The 11,804-nt window shown below is 41.1% G+C and carries 11 protein-coding genes and 2 riboswitches; of the genes, 4 read left to right on the top strand and 7 right to left on the bottom strand.

Translation table 11 applies throughout. From position 1 onward, the window contains the following. Nucleotides 1–16 precede the first annotated feature (16 nt). On the bottom strand, nt 17–928 hold the full coding sequence (locus tag BM126_RS15635; protein WP_090990385.1) for a CobW family GTP-binding protein: 912 nt from the start codon (nt 926–928) through the stop codon (nt 17–19). Between the two features lie 273 nt (nt 929–1,201). Here BM126_RS15635 and BM126_RS15630 point away from each other — a divergent pair, with 273 nt between their 5' ends. Then, on the top strand, nt 1,202–1,633 hold the full coding sequence (locus BM126_RS15630) for a hypothetical protein (RefSeq protein ID WP_141770083.1): 432 nt from the start codon (nt 1,202–1,204) through the stop codon (nt 1,631–1,633). 596 nt (nt 1,634–2,229) lie between these two features. On the opposite strand, the gene BM126_RS15625 is transcribed toward BM126_RS15630, so the two are convergent. From BM126_RS15625 to BM126_RS15600, 6 genes are all read right to left on the bottom strand, one after another. Further along, nucleotides 2,230–3,078: a pentapeptide repeat-containing protein gene (locus tag BM126_RS15625; protein ID WP_090990383.1), complete on the bottom strand. Its 849-nt coding sequence runs from the start codon at nt 3,076–3,078 to the stop codon at nt 2,230–2,232. A gap of 439 nt (nt 3,079–3,517) precedes the next feature. Then, nucleotides 3,518–4,051, bottom strand: a complete 534-nt coding sequence (locus BM126_RS15620) for a cupin domain-containing protein (protein ID WP_090990382.1) — start codon at nt 4,049–4,051, stop codon at nt 3,518–3,520. Between the two features lie 18 nt (nt 4,052–4,069). Then, the gene (locus BM126_RS15615; protein WP_090990381.1) at nt 4,070–4,696 is read right to left on the bottom strand and encodes a methylthioribulose 1-phosphate dehydratase; all 627 of its coding nucleotides are present in this window, start codon (nt 4,694–4,696) and stop codon (nt 4,070–4,072) included. Between the two features lie 3 nt (nt 4,697–4,699). Continuing rightward, nucleotides 4,700–5,356 carry a 2-hydroxy-3-keto-5-methylthiopentenyl-1-phosphate phosphatase gene (locus BM126_RS15610; RefSeq protein WP_090990380.1) on the bottom strand — a complete coding sequence of 219 codons (657 nt, stop codon included), beginning with the start codon at nt 5,354–5,356 and terminating at the stop codon, nt 4,700–4,702. Continuing rightward, nucleotides 5,353–6,597, bottom strand: coding sequence for a 2,3-diketo-5-methylthiopentyl-1-phosphate enolase (gene mtnW, locus BM126_RS15605; RefSeq protein WP_090990628.1), 1,245 nt, complete (start codon nt 6,595–6,597; stop codon nt 5,353–5,355). The genes BM126_RS15610 and mtnW overlap by 4 nt, the downstream gene beginning before the upstream one ends. A gap of 202 nt (nt 6,598–6,799) precedes the next feature. Then, a riboswitch (SAM riboswitch) is annotated at nt 6,800–6,949 on the bottom strand. A gap of 177 nt (nt 6,950–7,126) precedes the next feature. Further along, nucleotides 7,127–8,299, bottom strand: a complete 1,173-nt coding sequence (locus BM126_RS15600; RefSeq protein WP_090990379.1) for a pyridoxal phosphate-dependent aminotransferase — start codon at nt 8,297–8,299, stop codon at nt 7,127–7,129. 102 nt (nt 8,300–8,401) lie between these two features. Between BM126_RS15600 and BM126_RS15595 the strand changes: the two genes are divergently transcribed. The 3 genes from BM126_RS15595 to mtnA all read left to right on the top strand — a co-directional run bounded on the left by BM126_RS15595 (nt 8,402) and on the right by mtnA (nt 11,794). Then, nucleotides 8,402–9,184 (top strand): carbon-nitrogen family hydrolase, encoded by a 783-nt coding sequence (locus BM126_RS15595; RefSeq protein ID WP_090990378.1) that lies wholly within the window; start codon nt 8,402–8,404, stop codon nt 9,182–9,184. A 90-nt stretch (nt 9,185–9,274) separates the two neighbouring features. After that, nucleotides 9,275–9,430, top strand: a riboswitch (SAM riboswitch). An 85-nt stretch (nt 9,431–9,515) separates the two neighbouring features. Continuing rightward, nucleotides 9,516–10,727 carry an S-methyl-5-thioribose kinase gene (gene mtnK / locus BM126_RS15590; protein WP_090990377.1) on the top strand — a complete coding sequence of 404 codons (1,212 nt, stop codon included), beginning with the start codon at nt 9,516–9,518 and terminating at the stop codon, nt 10,725–10,727. 17 nt (nt 10,728–10,744) lie between these two features. Next, entirely contained in the window at nt 10,745–11,794 is a 1,050-nt protein-coding gene (gene mtnA, locus BM126_RS15585) for an S-methyl-5-thioribose-1-phosphate isomerase (RefSeq protein ID WP_090990376.1), read from the top strand. Nucleotides 11,795–11,804 lie beyond the last annotated feature (10 nt).

Genomic DNA, 11,804 nt, shown 5'->3' with positions numbered 1-11,804 from the left:
TGCAGGCTTTTTACAGTTACCCGAGATTTTCCAGCTGATCTAATATTCCTGCTTTATCAAGTTCTTCACCGATGATAACCAAATTCAAAGGCAAATTCAGCCCTTCCTGCAGAAAGAGCGGCATTCCATAGGAATATTGAAACAGATAAGGATAATCAGAATGTGAAAATTTAATGTAGCCTTTCATTCTGTATATGGTATCAGGAAGGTTTCGCAGCCATTCCTCAAATTCACGCTGCTTTATTGCATCTTCGAACCGGTGCACCAGCGCTTCAAGCTGCAGACTGTGCTTTGATCCTGAAATTTTGGAAGCATCCTTTGGCTGCATATTCATGTTCCTGATCATATCCAATGAAATTCTTGCCTGGCTGGTTAACAGGCAAAAGGCATTTGGATTAATATTCTGAATGCTAAAAAGGATTTGGCCTGCATCAATTTCACTGACAAGATCCTGTTTATTCAGCAATATCAAATCAGCATGGCGGATTTGTTCCAAAAGCAGCTGTCGAAGATGAGGAGGAAGCTTTTCTCTGTCTTTCCACCTTAGCAGGTCAACCACTCCAACAATCCCTTTGTATATGAGCTGATCTGCAAAGAGCGGAGACATGATGCTATCGAGCACTTCCACCGGATGTGCTGCACCAGTTGTTTCAATATATATGGAATCTAAATCATTAGACGATAAAAGCTCATGCAGCTGCACTTCAAGCTTATCCTGAATACTGCAGCAAATGCACCCGTCAAATAATTCTTTAAGAGGAACGTCCTCCCCAATCAAACCAGTATCCACAGATATGCTTCCTAATTCATTAAGCAATACCGCAATTTTTCTGCCTGCCTTTTTTTCTTCTTTTATTATATTTCTCAGCAGCGTTGTTTTACCGCTGCCCAGGAAACCGCCAAGTATGTATATTTCTGTTTTCTTCATTATTTTTCTCCTAATCCTGCTTCTTTATTACCCTTTATTTTAACATATTCCTGCATGCAGTGAATGCGTCATTTACGCAGATAATTATAGCTCGGGAGAAAATCATTCTGTCATTCAAATAAAAAGCTGAGCAAATGGAAAAAAAACAAAAAATCATTACTTCTGGTGTATTAGCTTAGCTTTAGGAGTGCTTTATGGGGGTTTTTATATATACAATCTTCATACCACTCCAAAAAAAGTAAAGGTAAGTGCGAAATATATCCAACCAGAGATGTGAATGGATTTATTGCCAAAACAGAGTTAATAGCCAAGGTCACTAAAGTGGACGAAAAGAATATGACAGAGGTTACTCAAAGTTCATCAGATCCAAGCCTCAATTATGAAGATCCTTATACAGAGTCTGCTTTTAAGATTGAAAAGATTTATCGTGATACTAAATCAAAATTCCAGAAAAATGATGAAGTGATTGTTGAAGAGTTTGCTGGATATACTGAAAATAAATTAACCGGTCAACGAACAATTTATACTCCTGAAGACTATGAATTGACACAAAAAGGGTATTCATACCTAATAGGTGCAAGAGAAAGCCAATCTTCCCCAGAAAAACATGTGTTGATTGGGCATATATTTGGGAAGTACTCTCTAGAGTTCACTGATGCGAAAAAAGCAGAGTCTCACATGCATGGGGATGTATTAAAGGAATAAAAAAATTTGAACATGAGTTAAAAGGAAAGTTTAATTAGTTCAGGGCATTAACCCCTCAAATTTCAAAGGTACCGGGAGGTTTCGCAATAGGGGCCCTTTTACTTTATTGTACCCAGTGACCTGATTTTTTACGGTTCCTTTTCAAAAAAATAAAAACCCCTTATCAACTCGCTCTAGCCAACCTAGAAAGGCTACTTTAAATATGTTCAGTAACGCTTAAATAAACATATACATATATGCTTTCAATATACATACTTATCATGTGTGCACGTATGGATATCTACCAACAATTGAAAGTGACACAAAAGGTCAGCATTAAATATTCTCATATCACTATTGTTGTCTTAAATTTTAAAAAGAATATGATAAATATTCTAAAGTTCAATATTTCCTGGCTTTGTATCATTGGCAACAATACTATAGCTCGGCAATTAATATGACTTATTTACCTAATCTCTCTATCTCTTTATCATTCATGAGTTCACTATGTATCGCTTATCAGGTATACGTATAAATTGACAAAGTAGATTGTTTCCCTCATTAAGCAGAGGAAATATTCAAGAATCTCTACAATACACAAATAATAACAAAATCACTTAAATCCAATGAGAAGGCCGTTGTATATGAGCAGGTAATTTTGTTTTTACGTCACCTTTAGCCGAATTTATTTGCATTTGTGTCAAAAACATACTGACAGATAGATCGGCCCCACTAAAATCAGCATCCCGCAAATCTGCACCAATAAAATTAACCGCCCTTAAATCAGTATTTCGCATATCGGCAGCAATTAAATATGCTCCTCTAAAATCATTTGCCCTTAAATCTTTGTTCTTTAATTTTTTCCCCATCCAATCTGCTCTCGCATGGTAAAAATCTTTGATTTTTTTATCACCCGGTAACTTTGCAATGATATTTTCTCTAATAGAATTACTTGCTGCTGTAAGTAGCTCATTCAACGAAAATCGGTACATTATCAAATCAAGAGATAATAGTTCATCAGCACCTAATTTTGCTAAATTCTGTAACTCCTCCAATTTCTCAGTTAACTTACCAGACAAGGCACTTGAAATATCATACGATAAGACTTCTGCTGCATATGCAATCATCTCATGGATTTGTTCCATTAAAGAAAAAACTCGGAACATTTTTTGTCCAGTTTCAGGATTATCTTGCCAACTTTGGCCATTAAAAGTAATTTGAGAAACAACTTGTCCAGCACCTAAACAATCAAATACTGTACAGCCATTAAAACCCTTTTCTCTTAACCGGCTATGAATTTGGCAGCTATAATCAGATTGCAAATTCATGCAGGGAGTACCTGCGGGCTTGTTAATGGGAAAATCACTCGATGCAATAATATTAAGTGCTGTGCAGCAGAGTCCAAAGCATTTAGAACAATCAGCAGTTAAACCTTCTCTAATATTTTGGGCTTTTTCTTTATTCATTTTTAATCCTCTTTAGATTCCTTCTTTTTAGTTGAATAAAACCTACTGAATCTATTTTATACTATTCTTTTATAATCTGTTCGGAAAATATGGAATAATTTTAATAGTTCTTCTTAAACAATCCTGATCTACTTCAACAATATTGGTTATGAATTAGATCGCCGCTGACCAAGTCTCTTAGATTAAAAGACCTCAGTAAAGCTTCGATATATTGAACATGTCCTCCATTTTCTTGTAGAGTTTTTCGGTCGCTTACATTAAATAGTCAACCACATTTTTTCGCCGGCATACCCAGCAGACACTGCAAGACATTATGAATGAATTAGAATAAGCATTAAAAGGGTCTGCAGAACATCCGGAAATAGACTAACAAATAAGGCCGCCTCTCCCTCTTTTTGGGAACGGACGGCCTTTTTATTAGCTTACATTATCGTTTTATTCAGGCTTGGATTTCTTCTTTTTCATAGATTGGCACCCAGCCTTCCGTTGTTACAAAAATGCGGACAGCCACAACTTTGCGGTCCTCCTGAAGGGTAAAATAATGGCGGACAGATTCCGGTACGCTGATTAAATCACCAGGATCCAGATTCACATCGAACCATGTACCTTCTTTTCCTTCAATGGCAAATAAGCCATGTCCGCTTACAATAAAACGAACTTCGTCATCTGAATGATGGTGCTCCTGTTTAAAATTGCTGAGTAAGGCATCAAGATTTGGGGTTGAATCCGAAAGCGTAATCACATCATGGGATTTATAGCCCCTTCTATCGGAGATTTCCGTGATTTCTTCTTGAAAGGACTGAAGAATCTCATTCTTTTCTTCATCAGTAAGCTGAAACTTTTCCCTTAATTGCTCTGGAAGTTTTTCAATATCCCAGTTTTCATAAATAACTCCCTCATTTTGCAGAAAAGCATGTACCTTTTCCCTTCCTTCAATCAATTCAGCTGTTCCATGAATTTTAATGCTCGCCATGTATAATCCCTCCAATTTTTATAATGAAACTGCATATGCAGCCTGCTGCCTTAATAGCAGATGGTACTGAAAAAGAAATTCGCTTGCCTCAAGATACTTCTTTGCTTCCAGCGGTGTCCTTCCCCATACTGTAATTCCATGATTGCGGATCAGTATGGCACCGGCGGAGCTTTCAATAAACTTCGAAAATTCCGTTGAAAGAGCAGGTATATCCGCATGATTATGCACAATAGGAATTGTGAACTCTGCATCTTCCTCCCATCTTCCAGTGGCTTTGATAATTTCGTGGCCTTTGAAGGTCACTTTTCCTTTATCTGCGTAAAGATCTGAAATGACGTTATTTTCCACGGTATGGATGTGAAGCACACAGCCTGCATCCGTTTTTCTGTAGATTTCCGTATGCAAAAGCGTCTCTGCAGAAGGCCGCAGCAATGTTTCTTCAGCCGGCTCGCCATTTTCATCTGCAAGCAGAAAATCTTCACTGGTCCTCTTCCTTTTATCCTTTCCGCTGGCAGTAATCAGAAAGGTTTTTGTTCCTTTCACCTTGATGGAAAGGTTTCCGCTTGTTCCCATAAACCAGTCACGTGCGGCAAGTTCATCCTTGATATCAGCAAGCTCCTGCCATTCTTTTTCATAGATACTCATACACTAAGCCGCCTCCAGTTTTAGCTTAAGGATGTTTATACAATCAAAAAATGTTTGAAAGGGCTGGTAGCTGATTCCTTCTTCCATGCATTTTTCAGTCAGGAAATCTCTTGCTAAAACCAAATCTGCTTCTTTGGCTGCTTCAAAGTCAGTGATAGAATCGCCAATGACAATTTTATATGTATCAGCTTCCGAGATCTTCCTCATGATGGAAGGCTTGCAGCAGCCGCATCCATTCTGGCATTGGTCATCACAGGAATTCGGCCATTCTATCGAAATGTTTTCCTGTTCAAAGACCGCCTTATTGCAGTATAAAAGATCCAAATCCAATATATTTTCAAGCAGTGGTTCAATAAAGAAATCAATCCCGCCGCTGACAACGTATAAAGGGATGCTGTTTTGCCTGGCAAATGCAACAAATTCCCGGAATCCGTCCCGAATAACAGCACTGCTTTTGACAAATTCGATAATGTCCTGCTCAAGCCCGCTATCGAGCAGGGAAAACATCTTTCCAACACCTTCAGAAATGCTCACTTTCTGGGATAGAACATCATCTTTTATCGATTCCCATCCTTCGGGAGCGAATTCTTTCATGATAGCTATAATGTTGTCGCTGTTCGTGATTGTTCCGTCAAAGTCGCAAAAAATGATTGGTTTCATAGTCTCTCAGGAACACCTCCCCACAAATCCAGGGCTTTCCGGAGTTCCTGATGATCCCTTGCAGCAACTTCAAGACTTATACCGTTTAACGAAGCTTCTACAGCCTGGCGGAATGCCTTGCCGCCGCCTGCTGCTCCATCCGGATGGCCATGCACTCCTCCGCCTGCATTTATCACGCAATCCTTCCCGAAATCCTCTATTAAATGCGGCACCATGCCTGGGTGGATGCCAGCTGACGGTACAGGAAAGGCTGTATTCCATGGCTCTTCCACTTTTGTCAGCTGACCGGCGAGCTCAATGGCAATGCTCCGGTCAAGCGCGACATTTCCATATGGTGATGGAAAAAGTGATAAATCAGCTCCAGCATACCTGACAAGCTTGCCTAAAAGCAGCGGATGGGAAACTCCGTAAAATTCCGATGCTGTCAATGAACCGCTGAATGCAGGATGTGCCATGATGGGAAGGGAGACATCCTCCAATTCTCTTAAACTCTGAAGAACGTCCAGCCCATATGAAAAGACATTGAATAATAAAGCGTCAGCACCTGCTTCAGCAGCCATCCTTGCTTTATCGGCCAAGGCGAATGTGCTGCCTGTCAGATTAACAGCATATAGTGTCCTCTTTCCTGTTTCTTCGTAAGACTGCCGGAGCACTTCCTTTCCCTGTATTATCCGGTCAAGAAAAGGCGTCTGATCATTTTCAAAAAGAATTTCATCATCTTTTACTAAATCAACGCCCCCCTTGGCTTGGGCGCTGAGCTGGCTTTTCAGATACGAAAGATCTCTGCCGATGACTCCTTTAAATATGCTCATAACCAGCGGCCGGCCAAACACATCAAGTTTTTCGCGAATACCCTTTATTCCATATCGCGGACCTGGGAAGGATTTTCTCAACTCCCCAGTTAGTTCAAGATCCAATAATTTTATGGCGCCGTCCAGTGAGAGCTTACCGAAAACCGTTGTCAATATTGCCGGAAGATCAGCCGAAAAATTGAGAGCAGGATAAGCAATTTTAATGATGGAGCGAAATGTTTTTTCACCAAAATAATTATTAACATTTTCTCTCTGATCCAGCTCTTCTACAGACAAGACCCGCCCTTTATGCTTTTTGAGCTGCTCTTGTTCCAGCAGGGGCAAATCTGTCCACGTTCCTACTGTTAATCCAAGGGCAATTCCCTCTGCCTTTTTTTCGTGATTTCCTTTTGAATCATGGACCATATATGTTGCTATAACTTCACTCACAGATTTCACTCCCGGATGTAAAAATAAAAGGCTGTTTTCGTAAACTTTGCTGCTATGAAATAATGTGGCTGATTTCCGATTCAGGATGCTCGCTCTAATCAACCAATGGGAACGTCTCACATAACAAATTAAAAAAACAACCATCTTTAGAAAATTCCAAATAAAAAAACCTCTTCAGAAAGAAGAGGCCTTTTGAGCCATCTTCTTATCTTTCAGCAAAAAGCTGCAAGAATTAGCACCGTGCCTTGCGGATTATTCATCCGGCGAACGTATTCGCCCCACTTCACAATGGTATTACAGTCGGTTGCCGGGCTTCATCGGGCTAGTTCCCTCCACCTGCTCACAATAAGAAAATGAAATATTTTAATTAATCATGTTTTTGAAATTGTTTAATAATTCATATTCGGAGTATGACAGGAAATTTATTTCTTGTCAATCACTTTCCGAGTTCAATGTGTAAAGAATTTGCCCTGCCGCTGCTGCCTGTTATAGTCCGTTCTGGCCAGCGTTTCAAAACATGTATTAGAAGTTAAAATAAATGTAACGCATCTATTCTCCTGACAGCCTCCAAAAGCCTGTCTTCACCGGTTAGCAGTCCTGCCCTTACATATCCTTCTCCGTATTCCCCAAAACCTGCTCCTGCTGCCATTGCAACATGTGCATGCTGAAGTAGGTAATCTGAAAATTCCTGTGAAGTAAATCCAGCCGGAACTTTAAGCCATGCAAAAAAAGAGCCATCTGGCGAAGATACATTCCACCCTATAGAGCGCAGGCCTCCTATGAATGCCTTTTTCCGGGATTCATAAATATTCACCAGTTCGTTGACGCATTCCTGGGAATGCAGCAGCGCTTCTTGTGCAGCCTCCTGGACGGCCGGGAATAAGCTCACATACATATGATCCTGCAAAAGTTCAATCGCTTCTATCACACTGGAGTTTCCGACAGCAAAACCCACACGCCAGCCGGCCATGTTATAGGTTTTGGAAAGTGTATATATTTCAATCCCAATGTCCTTTGCTCCCTGTGTCTGAAGGAAGCTCAGAGGCTTTTTGCCGCCAAACCCGATGGCACCATACGCAAAATCATGAACGACGCAGATGGAGTGCTTCTTCGCAAGCTTTACTGTTTTCTCAAAGAAATCTTCTGTAGCTGCTGCACCCGTCGGATTATTAGGATAGTTTAAGAACATCAGTTTTGCCAAATCGAGTGTTTCTTGGCCGATTCCATCATAATCCGGCAGAAAACCGTTTTCCTGCAGAAGCGGCAGGGTTTCGATTTTGGCCTGCGCCATCGCTATCCCGGACATATAATCAGGGTACCCGGGATCTGGAACCAGCGCTGTGTCACCTGGATTCATCAGGCATTGCGGCAATTCTACAAGCCCCGCTTTTCCTCCGAACAGGATGGCAACTTCTGAATCGGGATCAAGTTTGACATTATATTCTCTTTCATAAAATTCTGCTGCAGCTTCTTTCAGTGACCGAAGCCCCTTAAATGGCGAATATTTATGGTTAACAGGATTTTCTGCAGCCTGCTGCAGCTTTTTAATAATATGCTGCGGTGTTGGCATATCCGGGTTTCCTTGCCCTAAATTAATTACATCATGTCCTTGTTCTGTTCTGCTGTTCACCTTAGAGACCAGTGAAGTAAAAAACTGCTGAGGCAAATTTTTGAGCAGCTCTGATTTTTGGAATTCTGTCATTTTGGCACCTTCTCTGAAATTTCTTGAAATTCTCGTCACAAATGATATATCTTAAAATTACTAATGTAAAGAAAATTCTATGAAATCATGGAGGAAGATAACATGAAATGGAAAATAGCCTGCATACAAATGGATATATCCTTTGGCAGCCCCGCACAAAATTATGCCAAGGCAGAAGAGCTCATCCGGAAAGCTGCAGAGGAAAGCCCGGATATAGCGGTTTTGCCTGAGCTATGGACAACGGGATATGATCTCGGCAGGCTTGATGAAATAGCTGATGAAGAAGCTGCCGAAACCGTGGCATTTCTGCAGAATTGCGCAAAAAAATACCGCATCCACTTAGTGGGCGGTTCTGTTGCGAAAAAAACAGCAGAAGGAATAACAAACACGCTCATCGTCATCAGCAAGCATGGCGAGCTGATTAAAGAGTATGATAAACTTCACCTATTTCGCTTGATGGATGAACATCATTATCTGCAGCCGGGAAAAGAAGATGGGCTTTTTTCTTTGGAAGGCATGCTCTGCGCAGGCTTTATTTGCTATGATATCAGATTTCCGGAATGGATACGTGCCCATGCTTTAAAAGGTGCACAAGCCCTATTTGTTTCTGCAGAGTGGCCTAAACCCCGCCTTTCGCACTGGAGAGCCCTGTTAATCAGCAGGGCAATAGAAAACCAGGCATATGTAATAGCAGTAAATCGTTCAGGCAGCGACCCGAAAAACCTATTCGCAGGACATTCCATGATCATTGATCCATGGGGAGAAATAGTGGCTGAAGCTGCAGAAGAAGAAGCAATTATCACAGGGACAATCGATTTTGCAAACACCGAACATGTCCGGAAGCAAATACCTGTTTTCTCTGACAGGCGGCCGGAATTTTATTGATATTCTAAAAATTCAGCGTTGACAAATGTTTTTAAATATTGTTATTATTCATTTCAGGAACCAGGAAAAAAACTTAATAGCATCAACTTTCTCTTATCAAGAGCAGGCTGAGGGTTATGGCCCTATGAAGCCCAGCAACCGACCGTAATTCCATTGTGAAATGGGGCGAAACATTTTCGCCGGATCCAATCCTTAAGGCACGGTGCCAATTCCATCAGAAAGACATTTCTTTCTGGCAGATAAGAGGTGCGAAGCCTACACTTCAAGCCTCTTTCTTTTTAGAAGGGGGCTTTTTCTTTACCCCCGGATACATTATTTGGAGGGATTACTCATGACTGAAGCTGAACATACACATTATGAACCACTGACCGAAAAAACCGCTCTGGAGCTCGTGCACCGGCTTGGATTATTTGAAGATGCAGGCAGCTTGAGCTGCAGGGAAATAGGCGATGGCAATTTAAATTATGTTTTCCGCATTACTGAAAAAGACACATCGAAGGGAATCATTATTAAACAGGCCCTGCCATATGCCAAAGTAATCGGGGAATCCTGGCCGCTTACAATCAAACGGGCAGCCATTGAAGCAAATGCACTTGTAATTTTTAGAAGCTATTGCAAGGAATATGTGCCCAAGATTTACTATTCTGATGAAAAATTGGCCATTACCGTAATGGAGGACCTATCACACCTGACCATTGCACGCGAGGGGCTGATTAATGGCGAAGAATTTCCCCTGCTGTCAAAGCATATAGGCGAATATATTGCAAAAACTCTTTTCTATACTTCAGATTATTTTTTAGCTCACACAAAGAAAAAGGAATTGGCGCGGCAGTTTTCCAATCCTGAATTATGCCATATAACAGAAACCTTTGTTTTCACAGATCCCTTTTTCGATAGTGAATCCAATGATTATGAAGCAGAATTGAAGGAAGAAGTTCAAGCTATCTGGCAAAATAATTTACTGAAGCTTGAAGTAGCTAAATTAAAGAAAAGCTTTCTGACCGAGCAAGAAGCGCTTCTGCATGGAGATCTTCATACCGGAAGCATCTTTGCAGGCAGACAGGAAACAAAGGTAATAGATCCCGAATTTTCTTTTTATGGTCCTATTGGATTTGATTTGGGACAGTATATCGCAAATCTGCTCTTTCAGGCTTTCAGCAGATCACAAGATTCAAAAGAAGCCATCTTTACCCACCTGCATGATGTTTGGGATTCATTTACGGAGGTTTTCACTGCCCTTTGGAATGCACAAGGACAGGAAGCTTTTTGCAGAACAGAAGGCTATCTAGAATTTGTACTGAATAAAGTCACCAATGATGCCTTTGGCTTCGCCGGCTGTGAATTAATCCGCAGGACAATCGGTTTGTCCCATGTAAAGGATCTGGACGGAATCCAAGATAAGGACGCACGTATTTCAGCTAAAAAAGTGGCCCTGCGAATCGGGGAATTTTTAATAAAGAACAGGAAGCACCTGGATATTTCACTGGTGACAGAAGCTGTGAGCCAGCATAACCTTTCACTTTCATACACTGCTAAATTATAATTCTGAGGAGATTATCCATGCAAAAAACGACAGATATCCCTTCTTCCATCCAGTGGAAGGACACTCACATAACTATTCTTAACCAGCAGGCCCTGCCTCAGATTACGGAGTTCATTGACCTTTATACGATACAAGATGTTTTTGACAGCATCACCACCCTTAAAGTCAGAGGAGCTCCAGCAATCGGGATTGCCGCCGCGTACGGCATTGCACTTTCTGCTTCTGCATTTATTGGAGATGATCTTTTGGCATTCAGAAAAAAAATGGAAGAAGATATTTCCTTCCTTTCTTCTTCACGGCCAACTGCTGTCAATTTATTCTGGTCATTAAACAGAATGAGGAAAAAGCTTCATGATGCAAGCAGTGTTAATGGAGCCAAAACCGATTTGACACATGAAGCAATCTCTATTTTCACTGAAGATGAAGCGACATGCAGGAGCATTGGAGAATATGGGTTAACGCTTTTTAAGCCTGGAGAGGCTGTCTTGACCCACTGCAATGCAGGTGGTATAGCAACAGCAAGATACGGCACCGCTCTTGCCCCCTTTCACTTAGCAGCTGAAAAGGGAATGAACCTTAGGGTGTTTGCTTGTGAAACAAGACCTGTCCTTCAAGGAGCAAGATTGACTGCCTGGGAGCTGATGCAGGCAGGTGTTGATGTGACCCTGATATCCGATAACATGGCTGCACATACAATCAGCACAAAAAACATCTCAAGTATCATTGTCGGTGCGGACAGGATCACGGCAAACGGCGATACAGCGAATAAAATCGGCACACTTAGCCTTGCTGTACTGGCAAATCACTATGGCATCCCTTTTTATGTTGCCGCTCCTTCCAGCACGTTTGATTTATCCCTGGAAACTGGAGATTTGATTCCTATTGAAGAAAGAAACCCAAAGGAAATCACTCATATTCACGGAGTCCCAGTCGCCCCTGAAAATGTCTCAGTCTTCAATCCTGCATTTGATGTCACACCTAATCATCTTATTACAGCCATCATAACTGAAGAAGGAATCATTTATCCGGATTTCAAAAAAAATATTAGAAAAACTATAAAAAACTAGGGAGCTTTGC

The sequence above is a fragment of the Bacillus sp. OV322 genome (assembly GCF_900112495.1).
Classification (GTDB): Bacteria; Bacillota; Bacilli; order Bacillales; family DSM-1321; genus Peribacillus.
This window is presented reverse-complemented; position numbering and strand designations above follow the sequence as displayed.

Excerpts from the sequence above, each read along its gene's own strand:
- BM126_RS15635 (WP_090990385.1), bottom strand. The coding sequence starts at position 928 with ATGAAGAAAACAGAAATATACATACTTGGCGGTTTCCTGGGCAGCGGT.
- BM126_RS15625 (WP_090990383.1), bottom strand. The coding sequence starts at position 3,078 with ATGAATAAAGAAAAAGCCCAAAATATTAGAGAAGGTTTAACTGCTGAT.
- BM126_RS15620 (WP_090990382.1), bottom strand. The coding sequence starts at position 4,051 with ATGGCGAGCATTAAAATTCATGGAACAGCTGAATTGATTGAAGGAAGG.
- BM126_RS15615 (WP_090990381.1), bottom strand. The coding sequence starts at position 4,696 with ATGAGTATCTATGAAAAAGAATGGCAGGAGCTTGCTGATATCAAGGAT.
- BM126_RS15610 (WP_090990380.1), bottom strand. The coding sequence starts at position 5,356 with ATGAAACCAATCATTTTTTGCGACTTTGACGGAACAATCACGAACAGC.
- BM126_RS15600 (WP_090990379.1), bottom strand. The coding sequence starts at position 8,299 with ATGACAGAATTCCAAAAATCAGAGCTGCTCAAAAATTTGCCTCAGCAG.
- BM126_RS15595 (WP_090990378.1), top strand. The coding sequence starts at position 8,402 with ATGAAATGGAAAATAGCCTGCATACAAATGGATATATCCTTTGGCAGC.
- mtnK (WP_090990377.1), top strand. The coding sequence starts at position 9,516 with ATGACTGAAGCTGAACATACACATTATGAACCACTGACCGAAAAAACC.
- mtnA (WP_090990376.1), top strand. The coding sequence starts at position 10,745 with ATGCAAAAAACGACAGATATCCCTTCTTCCATCCAGTGGAAGGACACT.